Annotated in this window: 14 protein-coding genes and 1 tRNA gene; 9 read left to right on the plus strand and 6 right to left on the minus strand. The window is 65.0% G+C overall.

What is annotated here, in order from left to right:
- Window positions 1-169 precede the first annotated feature (169 nt).
- Complete coding sequence (locus M2341_RS14490; RefSeq protein ID WP_264585710.1) at window positions 170-1,000, plus strand: 23S rRNA (adenine(2030)-N(6))-methyltransferase RlmJ; 831 nt, start codon at window positions 170-172, stop codon at window positions 998-1,000.
- Between the two features lie 391 nt (window positions 1,001-1,391).
- On the opposite strand, the gene ctrA is transcribed toward M2341_RS14490, so the two are convergent.
- Complete coding sequence (gene ctrA, locus M2341_RS14495) at window positions 1,392-2,105, minus strand: response regulator transcription factor CtrA (protein ID WP_181560569.1); 714 nt, start codon at window positions 2,103-2,105, stop codon at window positions 1,392-1,394.
- Window positions 2,106-2,441: 336 nt separating this feature from the next.
- Between ctrA and M2341_RS14500 the strand changes: the two genes are divergently transcribed.
- Window positions 2,442-3,125: an RluA family pseudouridine synthase gene (locus M2341_RS14500; RefSeq protein ID WP_264586055.1), complete on the plus strand. Its 684-nt coding sequence runs from the start codon at window positions 2,442-2,444 to the stop codon at window positions 3,123-3,125.
- Between the two features lie 9 nt (window positions 3,126-3,134).
- Here M2341_RS14500 and M2341_RS14505 read toward each other — a convergent pair whose 3' ends face one another.
- Window positions 3,135-3,899 (minus strand): queuosine precursor transporter, encoded by a 765-nt coding sequence (locus M2341_RS14505; protein ID WP_413714709.1) that lies wholly within the window; start codon window positions 3,897-3,899, stop codon window positions 3,135-3,137.
- Between the two features lie 132 nt (window positions 3,900-4,031).
- Here M2341_RS14505 and M2341_RS14510 point away from each other — a divergent pair.
- Window positions 4,032-4,108, plus strand: a tRNA-Arg gene (locus M2341_RS14510).
- Window positions 4,109-4,143: 35 nt separating this feature from the next.
- Here the strand turns inward: M2341_RS14510 and M2341_RS16445 are convergent.
- The 3 genes from M2341_RS16445 to M2341_RS14525 form a co-directional block, all read right to left on the minus strand.
- Complete coding sequence (locus tag M2341_RS16445; RefSeq protein WP_319801058.1) at window positions 4,144-5,244, minus strand: GGDEF domain-containing protein; 1,101 nt, start codon at window positions 5,242-5,244, stop codon at window positions 4,144-4,146.
- A gap of 122 nt (window positions 5,245-5,366) precedes the next feature.
- Window positions 5,367-6,425, minus strand: coding sequence for a TauD/TfdA family dioxygenase (locus tag M2341_RS14520; RefSeq protein ID WP_264585711.1), 1,059 nt, complete (start codon window positions 6,423-6,425; stop codon window positions 5,367-5,369).
- A 21-nt stretch (window positions 6,426-6,446) separates the two neighbouring features.
- Window positions 6,447-7,925 (minus strand): FAD-dependent oxidoreductase, encoded by a 1,479-nt coding sequence (locus tag M2341_RS14525; RefSeq protein WP_264585712.1) that lies wholly within the window; start codon window positions 7,923-7,925, stop codon window positions 6,447-6,449.
- A 181-nt stretch (window positions 7,926-8,106) separates the two neighbouring features.
- Between M2341_RS14525 and M2341_RS14530 the strand changes: the two genes are divergently transcribed.
- Window positions 8,107-9,474: an MFS transporter gene (locus tag M2341_RS14530; RefSeq protein WP_264585713.1), complete on the plus strand. Its 1,368-nt coding sequence runs from the start codon at window positions 8,107-8,109 to the stop codon at window positions 9,472-9,474.
- 120 nt (window positions 9,475-9,594) lie between these two features.
- Here M2341_RS14530 and pgi read toward each other — a convergent pair whose 3' ends face one another.
- A complete protein-coding gene (gene pgi, locus M2341_RS14535) occupies window positions 9,595-11,109 on the minus strand; it encodes a glucose-6-phosphate isomerase (RefSeq protein WP_264585714.1) in 1,515 nt (504 codons plus the stop codon).
- A gap of 170 nt (window positions 11,110-11,279) precedes the next feature.
- On the opposite strand from pgi, the gene lepB reads away from it, so the two are divergent.
- The 5 genes from lepB (at window position 11,280) to M2341_RS14560 (ending at window position 15,992) form a co-directional block, all read left to right on the plus strand.
- Window positions 11,280-12,098: a signal peptidase I gene (lepB, locus tag M2341_RS14540; RefSeq protein WP_264585715.1), complete on the plus strand. Its 819-nt coding sequence runs from the start codon at window positions 11,280-11,282 to the stop codon at window positions 12,096-12,098.
- Window positions 12,095-12,766: a ribonuclease III gene (gene rnc / locus M2341_RS14545; RefSeq protein WP_264585716.1), complete on the plus strand. Its 672-nt coding sequence runs from the start codon at window positions 12,095-12,097 to the stop codon at window positions 12,764-12,766. The genes lepB and rnc overlap by 4 nt, the downstream gene beginning before the upstream one ends.
- Window positions 12,767-12,817: 51 nt before the next feature.
- Window positions 12,818-13,732 (plus strand): GTPase Era, encoded by a 915-nt coding sequence (gene era, locus M2341_RS14550; protein ID WP_264585717.1) that lies wholly within the window; start codon window positions 12,818-12,820, stop codon window positions 13,730-13,732.
- Window positions 13,733-13,954: 222 nt separating this feature from the next.
- Window positions 13,955-14,986: a helix-turn-helix transcriptional regulator gene (locus M2341_RS14555; protein ID WP_264585718.1), complete on the plus strand. Its 1,032-nt coding sequence runs from the start codon at window positions 13,955-13,957 to the stop codon at window positions 14,984-14,986.
- A gap of 106 nt (window positions 14,987-15,092) precedes the next feature.
- Window positions 15,093-15,992 carry a 3-keto-5-aminohexanoate cleavage protein gene (locus tag M2341_RS14560; protein WP_264579716.1) on the plus strand — a complete coding sequence of 300 codons (900 nt, stop codon included), beginning with the start codon at window positions 15,093-15,095 and terminating at the stop codon, window positions 15,990-15,992.
- Window positions 15,993-16,257 lie beyond the last annotated feature (265 nt).

Genomic DNA, 16,257 nt, shown 5'->3' on the forward strand with positions numbered 1-16,257 from the left:
ACGAACGGCGCGTCTGTTCTGAGGACATGATGCGATCACGCCGAGGGCCATCGCCACGGGGTTGAGGCTGCGCGCAACTGCTTTAAAGGCTTCCGCTCACGCTCTACGAGCGCCTTGTCGGTCGCCTCGCGCGTCCGCCCGGCCGCGCGTGTCAGGAATTTGAATCACCATGAATTATCGCCATTCCTTCCATGCTGGTAACAGCGCCGATGTCGTGAAGCACAGCCTGCTGATCGCCCTTGTGCGCGCCTTGCAGCAGAAGCCGGGCGCCCTGACCCTGATCGACACCCATGCCGGCTGCGGGCTGTACGACCTTGGCGGCGAGCAGGCCCAACGCACCGGCGAGGCCATGAACGGCGTGCTGCGCGCCTTTGCCGATCCGAACCCCTTGCTGAGCGACTATCGCGCCGCCGTGCAGGCGGTGAACGTGGGAGCCGAGCCGCGCCTCTACCCCGGATCGCCGCAGATTCTGGCGCAGCTTCTGCGCCCGCAGGATTTGCTGATCCTCAACGAAAAACATCCCGAAGACGCTTACTCCCTGCGCGGCGTAATGCGCGGCACATCCGCCGCCGTGCACGAGCGCGATGCCTACGAGCTTTGGCTGGCGATGGTGCCGCCCCGCACCGCGCGCGGCGTGGTTGTGGTCGACCCGCCCTATGAGCAGACGGACGAACGCGCCCGCATCACCGCCACCCTCGCCGCCGCTCACCGCAAATGGGCGCATGGCGTGACGGTGATCTGGTACCCGCTCAAAGACCGCGCCACGCATCAACGTTGGAGTGGGCAACTCCGCAAGCTCGGCATCCCGAAATTCTTGCAGGTGGATCACTGGTTGTACGATGCCGACCAGCCGGGCATCTACAACGGCGCAGGCCTTTATATCGTCAACCCGCCCTACGCCTTCACGCAGGCGCTGCCGCCTCTGCTGGACGCCTTGCGAGCCGTCTTGGCGCCCGAGGGGCACAGGGGCGAGATCACGGCCGATTGGTTGAGCGAGTAGGGCAGAATCTCATCGGGGGCGGTAGTGGGCCGATCCTTCGATACGCTGCTTCGACAGGCTCAGCAGCTACTCAGGACGAACGGAGGATTGTCCGGATGTCGTTTTCGGCCGCAGATGACGCGGCGGCTATTCCATCGGAGACTGCATCTGCCTGGGGGTGCGCCAGGCCAAATCGAGGTGCTTATCTGCCCTGGGCTCCTGCCTTCGCAGGAGCACGGGGTGGTTTTTTGGAGGTCGGGCGTGTCCGGTATATGGGGCGTATGGTGTGCCCGCATGCGGCTGCGTTTTCTGCACCCCTGTCCTGATCCACCGGTTCCGGCGAGGCCCGCGTAGCAAAGGCCGACGGATCGCTCCGCCGGCCTTTGCCATAAATCCCGTTCGCAGCGTGAAGTCAGGCGACCTGCGCCGTCTCCAGCTCGTCGATGATCTCGTCGGGATCGCGCAGCACATAGCCGCGGCCCCAGACGGTCTCGATGTAATTGTCGCCGCTGCATGCCAGACTGAGCTTCTTGCGCAGCTTGCAGATGAACACGTCGATGATCTTGAGTTCCGGCTCGTCCATGCCGCCATAGAGATGATTGAGGAACATCTCCTTGGTGAGCGTGGTGCCCTTGCGGAGCGAGAGCAGCTCCAGCATCGCATATTCCTTGCCGGTGAGGTGGACCCGGTTGCCATCCACCTCCACGGTCTTGGCGTCGAGATTGACCGACAGCTTGCCGGTGCGGATGACGCTTTGCGAATGGCCCTTGGAGCGGCGGACAACGGCATGGATGCGCGCCACCAGCTCTTCCTTGTGGAACGGCTTGGTGACGTAATCGTCTGCACCGAAGCCGAAGGAGCGGACCTTGCTGTCCATCTCCGCAATGCCGGAGAGAATAAGGACCGGGGTCTGCACGCGCGATGCGCGGAGCTTCTTGAGCACGTCATAGCCGTGCATGTCCGGCAGGTTCAGGTCGAGGCAGATGATATCGTAATCGTAGAGCTTGCCGAGATCGAGGCCTTCTTCGCCAAGATCGGTCGTGTAGACGTTGAACCCCTCGGTGGTCAGCATCAGCTCGATAGCTTTGGCAGTCGTCGGTTCGTCTTCGATCAGCAACACGCGCATACACCAGCCCCTTTGCTCAGTTGGCCGGAGAGCTGCTCGTCACTCAATCCAACCACCAGTAACTATTAACCATATGAAGAGTGAACGCAAAAGGTTAATTTTACGTAAACTGGCCTGAAAGCACGAGTCGCGGGCCGTTTGCGTGCTTAATGGAGTGAGAATCAATGCGGCTCCCTCCGCCAATGGCAAGTAAATGGAGGCCATCCCTCCCTGCGTCTTCCCCCTGCGGGCGATAGCGCCTAGGGAGGCTGCATGTCCTTTACCCATGATCCCCGGAACAGCCGCAGAGGGTCGCCCGCGGGCGATCTGTCCCCCCTTACCGACCGGGTGATCTTCATGGATGGCGAGGCCATCGTGCTGGACAAGCCGGCGGGCCTGCCCGTCGACCGCCCGCGCGACGGCGCGCTGAGCCTGGAAAATCATCTCGACAGCCTGACCTTCGGCTTCCAGCGCTGGCCGGTGGCGGTGCATCGGCTGGACCGGGACACCAGCGGCTGCCTGCTGCTCGCTCGTAATCCCAAGGCTGCCAAGCGCTTCACCCAGGCCTTCGAAGCGCGCGAGGTGGAGAAGGTCTATCTTGCGGTGCTGGACGGCGTGCCAGCGGAGCGCGAAGGCGTGATCGACCTGCCGCTGGGCAAGACCAGCACGCGCGAGGATGGCTGGCGGATGCAGCCGGACCCGAAGGGCAAGCCGGCCGTCACGCGCTGGCGCCTGCTGGAGGCGCGCGATGGCCGCGCCCTCGTGCAGTTCCGCCCCGAAACCGGGCGCACGCACCAGCTGCGCGCCCATGCCCTGCACGGCCTTGGCCTCGGCATATTGGGCGACCGTTATTACCCCTCTGCTACACCCGGCGCGCCATGGGATGGCCGGATGCTGCTGCACGCGGTCAGCCTCAAGCTGCACCGCCCAGGCAAGCCGCCCGTCGAGGCCGAAGCCTTGCCACCGGCCCCGTTTGCAGCGGCGGGCTTCCCGGATGCCGAGGCGCTTAACCGGGATGCGCCCTCACCGGCCGAGGGCTAACGGGGCTGGTCAGACCTGCGCCTTGAACGGCGTGAAGTCAGTCTGCTCATCATAGACGTCCAGCCCTTCGCGCCGCTTGAAGAAATTGACGGCGAGGTAGGTGACCGGCGTCAGCACCGCTTCCCAGCCTACTTTCAGCGCCCAATTGGTGACCATCACGGTCAGCACCTGATCGGTGGACCACAGGCCATAAAAGGCCAGCGGATAGAAGAGCAGGCTGTCAACGCCCTGCCCGACGATGGTCGAGCCGATAGTGCGGGTCCACAGATGCTTGCCTTTGGTCAGCAGCTTCATCTTGGCGAGCACGAAGCTGTTGGTCAGCTCACCGGCCCAAAAGGCGAAGATCGAGGCGAAGACAATCCGCGGCACCTGGCCGAAGACCGACTCATAGGCTGCCTGCCCGTCCCAGCCGTCCGCCGGGGGCAGCGAGACGACCACCCAGCTCATCAGGGCCATGAACAGCATCGCGGCGAAGCCGGCCCAGATGCAGCGGCGGGCGCGGGCATAACCATAGACTTCGGTCAGCACGTCGCCCAGCACATAGCCCAAAGGAAAGAACAGGATGCCGGCACCGAAGGTGAAGCCCCACAGGCTCGCCAGCTTGGCGGCGCCGATGACGTTGGAGAGCAACAGCACCGCGACGAAGGCCGCCATCACGAAATCATAATATTGCAGCCGGTGGCCCGCGAGCGCGCTGGCATCGACATGAGCGATCGAATGGGGAGCGATCGAGGGCGGAGTCGCGGCGGACGCGGCGTCGGAGGGAGCAGCCATGGCGCGGGACTATGCCGCGCGATATCGCGCCCTGCAATCGATCTTGCAGCCTCCTGCTCCCGCCCAAAACCGCGCGCGGCATCGCTTTGCCATTGCCAGACGCCCGGCGATGCGGTTAGCGGATCGTTCCGTGGCCCCGTAGCTCAGCCGGATAGAGCATTCGCCTTCTAAGCGAATGGTCGCAGGTTCGAATCCTGCCGGGGTCGCCACTTCTTCCATTTCGCGTCAGCAAAGGCCGGGAAAGTTAAGCCCGCGCCGCCTGTGCCTGAGCGCGCCGTCGCTTGGCGGCATAGAGCGCCTCGTCCGCCTCGCGCATCAGCACTTCCATGTGGCTCTCCTCGGCGCGCGCGGTCGCGGTGCCGATGCAGGTGGAGATGCGGATGCGGTTGCCCTCGATGACGAAGGGCTGCGCGATGGCGCGGACCACGCGATCAGACAGCAGCGTGGCATCCTCCGCCTTATCGAGGCCGAACTGCACGATGACGAACTCATCGCCGCCCAACCGCGCCACGATATCCTCGCTGCGGATGGCACTGCTCAGCCGCTTAGCGACCATCTGCAGCAGCGTATCGCCGGCGGCATGGCCGTGGGTGTCGTTCACCGGCTTGAACCCGTCGAGATCGAGATAATGAACGGCCACGATCCCCTTTCCCCGCTTGAGGACCACGGCCTCATCGAACCGCTCGCGCAAGGCGAGCCGATTGGCGAGGTTGGTCAAAGGATCGCGCCGGGCCAATGACCCGGAGGTCAGCCGCTTGCTGATGCCTGTCACGGCAGACTCATGCCGCGTCGCCAGACTTTGCACGCCGGCATAGAGGAAGGCGAGAATGGAGGCGCCGGTGGCGATCGACATGGCATCGGCACGGATAAAGGCGGCCAGAGCGGTGGGGAGGCTGGCCGCCAGCATGCCCGGCACGGCAACGGGGGGGCGCAGGCCCGACCCGGCGGCGAGGCCGGCACAGAAGCCGACGACCAGACACACCATCAATGGCTGCCCGTCCGACTTCTGCAGGATGACGAGCCCGCTGAACAGGCCAAGCGCGAGGGCAAAGCTGAGCTGGGGTATGAGGAACATGAGCTCGAGCTGTCTGGCTCGAACCGGGTGAAGGTCGCTGGCCAGGGCCTGCCCGCGCAAGCGTAGCGTGACGATGATCCGCACCCCCATCGCCAGCACTCCGGCCACGCCGAGCGTCAGTGTGAGCCGGTCCCGCGTCTCGTTCACAATGAGGGCGACGCTGAGGGTAAAGGCGACCGCCATGATGGCAGACGGCGTCACATTGACGAACAGGCTGCGCACCAGTTCGACATACACCTTGTCTGCGAGCAGCACCTGCCGGTTGATCATTGGCCCTTCCCTGCCCCTTTGTACCAGCAAAACACACGGGCGCCGAGAATGTTCGCCGGGAGCCGGAAAAGACGGGAAATGCCAAGACGGCGCAGTGGTTCCCTACGCGCGGAGTTGGCGCGTTATCCGCGGATCAAGGTTCCGGCGGCCCGCAGGCTTTCATCGCTATTGACGAGCATCGACCAGCCCTGCGCATGCTGCTGCTCCAGCAGGCGACCGATCTCGCGATAGCCCTGCGCGAGCGGGTAGCGCTCATGCGCCTCCAGCCAGAGCCGCAGGAGCAACCGCTCGCGACCGGGCGTGTTGGTAAAGCCGGTGCGCGAGTGCATTACCCGGAAATTGTGCCAGAAGATCATCTCGCCCGGCTGCAGGGTGAAGGATACCTTCAACTCCGGCCGCGCCGCCATGCGCATCAAGACGCGCAAGGCCTCCACGAAGCGCTCCGGCACCGGCTCGCCCCTGATCTGCGCGGCCTGCACGATGAAGAGCACATAATTGTAGATGCCGATATGCCCGTCGATCACGGAGAAGCTGGGCACCTTGTAATCGGTGACGCTCTCCAGGCTGGTCGGGTAATAATAGCCCTCCTCCAGCACCGCCAGAACGTCCGGCCGCTCCGCCTGGATCGCCGCATAGACGGCGGCAGCACTGACCAGCCCGCTCACCCCGCCTTCCGGCGAGGTGACGACGGAAGCCAGGCTGAGAATCTCGTGATAGTCTGTGTGCGGCCCGAGCTCGGTATCGTTAAGATAGCCGCGCCGTTCGGGATTGGGCTCCTTGCGCACCAGCCCGATGCGATCATGCCGCGCGCTCTGTTCGACCGCGCGGCCCAGATGCGTCCCAAGACCGAAGTGCAGGCGCTGGAACGCCTCCAGATCGTAGCGCGCGATGTCGATCCCGCTCAGCAACACGGCGCCGCGCCCGGCCATCAGGTCGTAATTCACCGCTGCCATCAGGCTCGCGATCTCAGGCGCGCAGAAATCCTCCCGCGTGACGGATGTTGGCGCGCGGCCCTGCGTGGCGCGGACGGCAGCGTCCAGCGCGTCGAGCTGCGCCGGTGCCAGCCGCCGGGTCAGGCCTTCGGCACCCCCGCCGAGCGTGCCGGTCCATGCGCCGGAAGGCTTGCCGAGACGGGTCAGTTCGCTCGGGTCGGGGCGGGATAGGGTCGCGCTGTCAGTCATCAATACTCTCAATTCGCAGGATCATTCCGCCACGGCGGCCTGTTCGGCTTCCGGCATCTTGCCTGCCTGGTCATGCAGGAACACGCCCTGCCTGCGCAACTCTGCCTGCAGGCTGGTCACATCGAGCGCGCGGGGCTGGACGCCGGCGTTCACACTGAGCGCGGCTGCGGCGCCAGCGGCCTGTCCGGTCAGCCAGCATTGCGGGATCTCGCGCATGAAGCCATGCGAGTTGGCATCGCAGCTGATGTGCTTGCCACCTGCGAGCAGGCCATCGAGCTTGCGCGGCACCAACGCACCATAGGGCACCGAGATCACCGGATATTTGAGGCTGACCGAGGGGCTGACCCCGACCTCGTCAGGCAGCGCAATGCCATCGGCCCACTGGCTGCGCAGGATCTTGCCCATGCCGGCCAGACGCCTTGTGTGCCGCACGCCAAGCTGCGAGCCGCTCTGCAGCATATAGCATTGCTCGAACCCCGGCGCATGGGCGAGGAAGAATTCGCAATGCGTCTGCATGAACCGGTGCGAGCGGATCTCCAGCTCGGTCTGGTCGTCGACATCCAGCGCCGACAGGCCGGACTGGCGTGGGCCGAGGAACAGCGCGATGTCGTTGCGCCAGGAGACATAAGGCGGCTGGAAGAAGCCGAGCCGCTCACGGCCGAGCTTGGCGAACTCGGCATATTGCTCGGGCTCATTGGCGCGGAACGCCAGCCAGCGGTCCATGTCCACACCGCCCAGCATGAAGCCGGTGTTGGCGCTGTGGTGGACGTCGCCTTCCTCGATATCGGTGTCGAACTCGGCGCCGGCGCGCGCGAAGATGTCGCCATCGCCGGTGGTATCGACCACCACCTTGGCCCGCAGCGCCTGACGCCCGGCCTTGGATTCGAACACCACGCCCTCGACCTTGCCGTCGGCGACCATCGGCACCGCCGCCCAGCTGTGGAACACCAGCCGCACGCCGGCTGCCAGCAGCATCTCCTGACTGATCAGCTTCAACCGCTCGGGATCGAGCGTGGGCGACCAGCAGACCGTGCCGTGGAAGGCCGCAGTGCGCTGGCCCCAATAGCTCGCCTTCTTGGGATCGCGCGAGCCCCAGTCGGCGCGCGGCGGCCCGGCGAGGCCCGCAGCGGGCAGGCGCCCGAGCACATCATTGGCAAAGCCCTGAATGACCTGGCGGCCGGTCCAGTCGGTCATCCGGTCGATCCAGATGACGAGGCCGCCCGTGGAAAGGCCGCCCAGATGATTATAGCGCTCCATCAGCACCACATCGGCCCCGGCCTGCGCCGCTGCCCAGGCCGCCGCCGTGCCCGAAGGCCCGCCGCCGACCACCAGCACGTCGCAGCTATGATACACCGGGATCTCGCGCGCGGGCTCGACCCAAGTCCCCGTGCCATTGGCCCGCGGCAGCACCCGACCACCCGTCTCGAACACGTCAGAGGCCAGAAAACGATCCTCCGACTGGCGAACCTGACGGACCTTCGGCGTCTGCTCTTCAGCCATTGACATTCTCTCCTCACTGATTCGCCTTGCTTCATAGTCAAGGCAACAAATTTTCGCTCGTGTATAGAGAGCTTGCTAATTATTAGTTCAGATGTAGCTAAACAGGTAGCGAAATGATCGCGGTCCCGGCAAAGGACGGCGAGATATGGATAATCTGCGCGAAGAGGGAGATGCCTGCGGTATGGCCAGAGCGGCAAAAACGGTTGATCTTGCGACGTTGCTCGACGGACGCAAGCTCACGCCCTTCAACTATCTGCTGATCATGCTCTCCTGGCTCGTCACGCTGTTCGACGGGCTGGACATGATGATGATGTCGTTCACCGCCCCCTATATGCAGGACGAACTGCAACTGACCGACATCGAGATCGGCAATGCCTTCTCGGCCGGCACGGTGGGCATGGTCGTCGGCGGGTTGATCTTCACTTATGTCGGCGACCGCATCGGCCGCCGCCCGACAATCATCATGTGCACCTTCGCCTTTGGCATCCTGACCTTCCTCACCGGTTTCGCGACCAATTATCCGGCGCTGCTCACCCTGCGCTTCCTCGATGGTCTGGCCATTGGCGGCGCTCTGCCGCTCGCCTGGGCGCTCAATGTCGAATTCGTGCCACCCAAGCTGCGTGCCACAGTGATCGCCTTCATCATGATGGGCTTCAGCCTCGGGAGCGCGGCCGCTGCCCCGCTCACCAACATGATCGCACCCATCCATGGCTGGGAAGGCGTGTATTTCGCCGGCGGTATCGGCTCGGTCGTCTGCGCGCTTGCCATCGCGATCTTCCTGCCCGAATCCCCGCGTTTCCTGGCCAGCAAGGGCATCAAGCCCGAGCTGATCGTCGCGACGATCAAGCGGCTGGACAAGAGCATCGACGTGCAGGCGGACGACCAGTTCATTCTGGCCGACGAAGGCAAGCACAAGCGCAACTTCCGCTTCAGCGACCTGTTCGTCGGCAATCTGCGCCTGCTCACGCCGATCATCTGGATCGGCTATGGCGCCAGCGCCCTCGGCATCTTCTTCAAGTCCGCCTTCGGCCCGCTGGTGCTGGAGCGGATGGACGTGGCGCGGGAAACCGCCGCCAACGTCTCGGCCATCGGCGCGCTGCTCGGCGCGGTTGCCGGCGTGGTCATCATGCGCTTCTCCGCCCGCTACGGCCTCAAATTCGCTGCTGCCTGCACTCTCCTCATCGTGCCCATGGCCGTCGGCATCGGCATGGAGTGGATTCCGCGCGCGATGCTGCTGCCGACCATCGTGGTGCAGAGCATGCTGGTCGGTGGCTGCCATGCGGCGATCATCAGCCAGCTCGCGCTTTATTATCCGAGCGCGATCCGGGCGAGCGCCGGCGGCTGGGCCTCGGCGGTCGGCAAGATCGGTGGCATCGTCGGCCCACTGATCGGCGGCGCGATCCTTGCGAGCGGCATCCCCGCCGTGCGCACCTATGCACTGGCGGCGATCTGCCCCTTCATCCTCTTCCTCTCGATCCTCGTGATCAACATGCTGCTCAAGCGGCCGGAACGCCCGGCGCCTGAGACTGCCGGCACTGCAGCGGCTTAACAAGATCCTCCCCGCTTGCGGGGAGGGGGACCGCCGAAGGCGGTGGGGGGTCTCGCCCGCCCCCTCCGTCAGCGCTGCGCGCTGCCACCTCCCCATATATGGGGAGGATTTGAGGCGCGCTTAGCCGAGTGCGCGCTCGATCAGCGCCATGGTGGAGGGATCGAAGCCCTGCGCGCCATTCTGTTCGATGGACTTGGCGATCTCCTTGCCGAGTTCCACGCCGAACTGGTCGAAGCTGTTGATCTCCATCAGCACGCCATTGGCAAAAGTGCGGTGCTCGTAGAAGGCAATCAGCGCGCCCAGCGTGTGCGGGCTCAGCTCATCGATGAGGATCGTCGTCGAGGGGCGGTTGCCCGGATAGGCCCGCGCCGGGTCGGCGGCATTCTCGCGACCCTGCATCAGCGCGGCGCCCTGCGCGAAGCAATTGACCAGCAGGGTCTGGTGATGGGCAGAGTCGAGCGTGTCGCCCGGTTCGGTCACCGCGACGAACTCCACCGGCACGACATGCGTGCCCTGATGGAGAAGCTGGAAGACCGCGTGCTGCGCATCCGTGCCGACACCGCCCCAGGTGATCGCAGACGTCGGTCCATCGACCGGGCTGCCATCCGCCTTCACCGACTTGCCGTTGCTCTCCATCTCCAGCTGCTGAAGATAGGAAGGCAGCAGCCGCAGCCGTTGATCATAAGCGAAGACCGCGCGGGTCTGGCAGGCCATGACGCGGGCATAGAACAGGTCGACAAAGGCAGCGCGCAGCGGGGCATTGTCGCGGGCGCTGGCGTGACGGAAATGCCGGTCCATCGCCGCAGCGCCCTCTAGCAGCGCCTCATAGGCATCCCAGCCCAGCGCCAGCGCGGCCGGGAAGCCGATGGAGGACCAGAGCGAATAGCGCCCACCCACGCTTTCGGAAAAGCCCAAGATGCGCGTCTCGTCCACGCCCCATTCGATGGCCTTGTCCGGCGCGGCGGTGAGCGCGATGACCTGGCCATAGGGATCGTCCACCCCGGCCTGCGTCATCCACGCGATCGCACTGGCGGCATTGAGCATCGTCTCGGTGGTCGTGAAGGTCTTGGAGGCGATGACGAGCAGCGTGAAGGCCGGATCGAACCGGGCCATCGCATCCTCCAGCGCCACGCCATCGACATTGGAGACGATGGCGACGTCATAGCGGTCGGCATGGCGAGCAAGCGCATCGACCAGCAGATCAGGCCCCAGCGCCGATCCGCCGATGCCGACGTGCAGGATGTGGCGGATCTCGCCGAGCGCGCCGGCCTCGATGGCGTCGATCAGCGTGCGCATCCGCACCTTATGCTCGCGTGCTGCGGCCACGCTGTCCGGGTTGCCCTCGCCCCGCTCGGCGGTGTGCTCGACAGCGCGACCTTCGGTCACATTGATGACCTCGCCGGCGAACATCGCCGCGCGCTTGCCGTTAAAATCAACTGCCTGTGCCAGCGCCTCGAAGGCCGAGAGCGTCGTCTCGGTAAGGTGCGTCTTGGAGAAATCGAAGCGCAGGCCGGCCTCCTCGACCACATGGCCCGCCAGCCGATCCGCCTCGTCGCGGAACAGGCTGCGCAGATCGGGAATCGGCGCCGCCTTGATGTCGGTCCAGCAAGCGGTGATGCGATCAGGGTCGGTCATGGTGCGTAAGCGCTCCGGTCTGGCGTTGCTTCATTAAGGGGCGGCATATCCAATGCGCAGGCCTATTGCACGTGCGAAGCGCGCCGCAATGCTTGACGCCGCCATCCCCGCCCCGCAAAGACACTATTTTCCCGTCATCGCGACGAACCTGTCTGGAAAGCTGCCTTTCGATGTCCCACAAATCCGAGACACGGGATTTCCTGTGGTTCCTCGTCAAGCTTGTGGTGATCGTGGTGGCGATCCGCTCGCTGCTGATCGCGCCGTTCAATATTCCCTCCGAATCCATGCAGCCGCGCCTGCTGATCGGCGACTATCTGCTCGTCTCCAAATGGTCCTACGGCTATTCGCGCTACAGCTTCCCCTTCCAGCCCGCTTTGTTCGAGGGGCGGGTGATGGGCAAGGTGCCCGAGCGCGGAGACGTGGTGGTGTTCGCTTCGCCAGGCAATCCCAAGGAAGACTGGATCAAGCGCGTCATCGGCCTGCCGGGCGATACCATCCAGATGCAGGACGGCGTCGTCTATCTGAACGGCAAGGCCATTCCCAAGCGGCGAATCGATGATCTGGTGATCCCGGTGACCGCCAACATGCTGCAGGCAGCCAATACCGAGCGCAGCCCCTCGCCCTGTTTCATCGAGGAATTCGAGTTCACGGATGCCAAGGGCGAGGCGTTTTGCCGCTACCCGCGCTATCGCGAGACGCTGCCGAACGGAAAAAGCTACGAAGTGCTGGACCTTATCGACGGTCCGGCGGACAATAGCGCCGTCTCTGTTGTACCGGAGGGCCACGTCTTCGTCATGGGCGACAATCGCGACCGCAGTGCCGACAGCCGCATTCCCGTCGACGCCCGGGGCGTCGGCCCCTTGCCGATCGACCATCTGATCGGGCGGGCGCTGATCAGCTTCTTCTCCACCGACGGCTCGGCCAATCTGCTCCTGCCCTGGACATGGTTCACCGCCGCCCGGCCTGAACGCATTGGCGAAGGCTTTTGAGCACGGCCGATCTCGACGCCTGGCTCGCCGGCCTTATCGGTCAGGCGCCGGGGCAGCGGCCGCTCTATGAGCAGGCGCTGACCCATGGCAGCGCCAGCGCGACCCATTATGAGCGGCTGGAGTTTCTGGGCGACCGGGTGCTGGGGCTGGTGATGGCCGATTGGCTTTACGTCCGCTTTCCCGCCGAGAAGGAAGGCCAGCTCTCCCGCCGGTTCAATCAGCTGGTCACGGGTACCAGCTGCGCGCAGGTTGCTCGCGAGATCGGCGTGCGCACGCATCTGCGCCTCGGCAAGCAGGCGCGCGACGATGGCGCGGTCGAGAGCGACAATGTGCTCGGCGATGTCGTGGAAGCGCTGATCGGCGCCATGTATCTGGACATCGGCATGGATGCCGCGCGGGCGTTCATCCACCGCATGTGGGAGCCGATGGTCGAGGGACAGGCCAGCGCGCCCAAACACCCCAAATCCGCGCTGCAGGAATGGGCGGCGGCCCATAACCGCCAGCCGCCACATTATGAGCTGCTGGAACGCAGCGGGCCACAACATGCCCTGCGCTTCACCATCTCGGTGTCCATCCGCAATGCGGGTGAGGCGCAGGGCGAGGGCCATTCCAAGCAGGAGGCCGAGACGGCCGCCGCCATTGCCCTGCTCGCCAAGCTCAAGGCATGATCCGCACCCCCTTTTCAGCCAGCGCGCGCCATGCGCCCGACGGAGTGACCAGTGACCTCAACGCCATCGCCTGACCATCAACGCTGCGGCGTCGTCGCGGTCGTGGGGGCTCCGAATGCGGGCAAGTCCACGCTGACCAATGCCCTGGTCGGCCAGAAGATCGCGATCACCAGCCCCAAGGCGCAGACCACCCGCACGCGGGTAATGGGCATCGCCATCGAGGGGGCCGCGCAGATCATCCTCGTCGACACGCCGGGCATCTTCCAGCCGGACAGGCGGCTCGACCGCGCCATGGTGCAGGCCGCTTGGGGCGGCGCACAGGATGCCGACCTGATCGCGCTCATCGTCGACGGCCGCGCCGGCCTTGGGCCCAAGATGGAGCCGATCCTCGATGGCCTCGCCCAGCGGCGCGAAACAAAATGGCTGATCGTCAACAAGGTGGACATCGCCGCCAAGGACAAGCTGCTCACGCTGACCCAGCGTCTGCATGAGCGGGTGGATTTCGCCGAGACCTTCTTCGTGAGCGCCACCACCGCGGACGGGCTGGTCGACCTCAAGGCCGCCATGGCCGCCGCGGTGCCGGAAGGGCCGTGGCATTTCCCCGAGGATCAGGTTTCGGATGCGACGGACCGCCTGCTCGCCTCTGAAATTACCCGCGAGCAGCTCTATCACCAGCTCCACGACGAACTGCCCTATCAAAGCGCGGTCGAGACCGAGCAATATAAGGAACGTGCCGACGGGTCGGTGGAGATCCACCAGCAGATCCTCGTCGCGCGGGCCACGCAGCGCGGGATCATTCTCGGCAAGGGCGGGCAGCGGTTGAAGGAGATCGGCAGCAAGGCCCGGGCCGAACTGTCGAGCCTGCTGGGCGTGCCCGTCCACCTCTACCTGCATGTGAAGGTGAAGGAAGGCTGGGACGAGGACCGCCATGTCTATCGTGACATCGGCCTCGACTGGGTGGACTGACCCATCCCTCGCGCAATCCCGGATTGGATCAATCCGCTCCTCGCGTCGAAACCAGTGGTTGACGCCACGACCCTGCTTTTTCATGGAGCTTAGGTCGCTACGGAACGCCGGGAGGCTCGGTAGCGGGGGTGGGAGGATTGATCGCTTTTGGGAAGAGCGCTGCCCAGTCTGACCGAAGCTATCCTGAGTGCGCCTCTCACCGAGGGCGGCTGGGAGGGCGCCTTGCGTGCGCTCGCCAGAGAGACGCGGTCCTTGTCCGGCCAGTTGCTCGGGATCGGGTCGCCGACCACGCTGGCCTTCAACCTCCTCACCGATCCGGTAAACGAGCGTCTCTGCCGCCAGTTTGACAGCGAGGTTGCCAATTATTCCCATGGGAACTGGCGGGTCGCCGCTGCCAGCGGTCCGCTCGATGTGCGCCACGAATATCATTATGATGCCATCAAGGCCGCGCAGAACACCGACATCTATGACGACTTCACGCATGACGCCAACATGCCACATGGCTGCCAGGTCGTGCTCGTCAATGACGGGCAGGTGATGGTTGGACTGGCCGTTCTGCGCACCTATCAGGATGGGCGTACCACCGAGGCTGATCGCGCCGTTTTCACGCAGGCCGCGCCGCTGATGCAGTCCGCCGTCCGGATGCAGCGCACGCTGGAAGGCGAAGGCGCAAAGCTGCTCGCCGGATCGCTGGACACGATGAACACCGCCGCTTTCGTGTGCGACGGGCTGGGCCGGGTGTGCGCCACCACCCGCGCCGGCGAGGCGCTGCTCCGCGCCGAAGACCTGATCATGCTGCGCGATGAGCGGTTGACCGCCCCCAACAGCGCCGAAGCGCGCGAACTGCGGATGCAGATCGGCGCGATGCTGCAGGCAGGCGACCTGGCGCTGCCGAGTTGCGGGGTGTGGCTGGGCCAGCAGCGCCCTATCGCCCAGCGCCGCCTGTGCGAGATCTTCCGCCTGCCGGCCAAACCCGCCGCGCTCGGTTTCGAGCCGCGGGTGCTCGTCACTGTACGCGCGGCTGGCAACATTGGCGCGATGGAGCGCCAGGCATTGCAGCGCATGATGGGCCTGACGCGGGCCGAGACCGAGATCGCCATGCTGCTGGCCGAGGGCACCTCCCGCGAAATGATCGCCCTGCAGCGCGGCACGAGCCTTGGCACGGTCAACATCCAGATCAAGCGCCTGTTCGAGAAGACGGGCACCAATCGGGAAGCCGAGCTAGTCGCGCTGATCAATCGCCTGCTCCGCTGAGCGGCTTTTCGGACTTTATCAACGTCAACCATCGCGCATGGCTTGACCGGCGGAGGACAAGCGGGCAGCAGCGGCAGCACGAGACTTTTCGAGAGGAGCCGGAAATATGAGCGCCGGAAATATGAGCGATCGCCGCATGGTGACCATTGCGCCCACCGGGGGCACCACCTTCAAGAGCGCCAACCCGGCGCTGCCCACCCAGCCGCAGGAAATCGCCGACGACGTCTACGCCTGCTACAAGGCCGGCGCCTCGATCGCCGCCATCCATGCGCGGCGCCCGGACGACGAGGCGACCTGCAACCCGGCCATCTACCGCGATATCAACGAGCGCATCCGCGCCAAGTGCGACATCATCCTCAACAACTCCACGGGCGGCGGCAACAGCGGTGACATGCTCATCGAGCGGCCCGACGGCATGTTCGAAAACAGCTTCGAGGAGCGCCTCAAGGGCACCGAAGGCGGCGCGGAGATGTGCACCTTCGACGGCGTGACCGTGGTCGATACGATCAGCGGCAAGGACGTGCTGGTCATCACCCCGCCCTCGCGCTGCGAAACGCTGGTCAAGGCGATGGTGGACAAGGGCATCAAGCCGGAATGGGAAGTCTTCTCGCCCGACCACATCCTGCAGGACGTGACGCGGCTGATCCAGAAGGGCTATGATAAGCCGCCCTACTACATCAACATCGTGCTGGGCGGCGAAAAGGGCTTTCAGGGCGCAATGCCCTACAGCACCGACATTCTCGACTTCATGGTGAAGTGCCTGCCGCCGCAGTCGATCTGGTGCATCTCCGGCATCGGCCCGGCCCAGCTCCCGGCCACCACGCAGGCGCTGCTGCTCGGCGGTCATGTCCGCGTGGGGCTGGAGGACAATCATTATTATTCGCGCGGTGTGAAGGCGACCAACCTCCAGCTGATCGAGCGGCAGGTGCGCATCATGAACGAGATGGGCATCGAGCCGATGAGTGCGGCGGAGTCGCGGGAGTTGCTGGGATTGAAGGCGGTCTGAAGTCGGGCGGTCGGGGAGCGGCGCGCCGCTGCCCCGACGGCGCGCACGATTGCGAGCTTGCTCCCCACCCCAACCCCTCCCCTGAAGGGGAGGGGCTTGAGAGAGGGTGCCCGGTGAGAGGTTTGACTCTGCTGCACCGACCATCCAAGGTCGCCCGGTCGATGATCGGGCGGACGGGCTGCTGAGATCTGCCTCATCGCGCATGGAGCCGCCCGATTGTCCGCGCTGACCGCGCCGGCCTGACGGCTGCCGGGAGTTGGGACGG

Origin of the sequence: Sphingobium sp. B7D2B, assembly GCF_025961895.1 — a bacterium.
Taxonomy (GTDB): Bacteria; Pseudomonadota; Alphaproteobacteria; order Sphingomonadales; family Sphingomonadaceae; genus Sphingobium.

Bases quoted from the DNA above. Each gene is read 5' to 3' on its own strand.
- M2341_RS14490 (WP_264585710.1), top strand. From the start codon at position 170: ATGAATTATCGCCATTCCTTCCATGCTGGTAACAGCGCCGATGTCGTG.
- ctrA (WP_181560569.1), bottom strand. From the start codon at position 2,105: ATGCGCGTGTTGCTGATCGAAGACGAACCGACGACTGCCAAAGCTATC.
- M2341_RS14500 (WP_264586055.1), top strand. From the start codon at position 2,442: ATGGATGGCGAGGCCATCGTGCTGGACAAGCCGGCGGGCCTGCCCGTC.
- M2341_RS14505 (WP_413714709.1), bottom strand. From the start codon at position 3,899: ATGGCTGCTCCCTCCGACGCCGCGTCCGCCGCGACTCCGCCCTCGATC.
- M2341_RS16445 (WP_319801058.1), bottom strand. From the start codon at position 5,244: ATGATCAACCGGCAGGTGCTGCTCGCAGACAAGGTGTATGTCGAACTG.
- M2341_RS14520 (WP_264585711.1), bottom strand. From the start codon at position 6,425: ATGACTGACAGCGCGACCCTATCCCGCCCCGACCCGAGCGAACTGACC.
- M2341_RS14525 (WP_264585712.1), bottom strand. From the start codon at position 7,925: ATGGCTGAAGAGCAGACGCCGAAGGTCCGTCAGGTTCGCCAGTCGGAG.
- M2341_RS14530 (WP_264585713.1), top strand. From the start codon at position 8,107: ATGGCCAGAGCGGCAAAAACGGTTGATCTTGCGACGTTGCTCGACGGA.
- pgi (WP_264585714.1), bottom strand. From the start codon at position 11,109: ATGACCGACCCTGATCGCATCACCGCTTGCTGGACCGACATCAAGGCG.
- lepB (WP_264585715.1), top strand. From the start codon at position 11,280: ATGTCCCACAAATCCGAGACACGGGATTTCCTGTGGTTCCTCGTCAAG.
- M2341_RS14560 (WP_264579716.1), top strand. From the start codon at position 15,093: ATGAGCGCCGGAAATATGAGCGATCGCCGCATGGTGACCATTGCGCCC.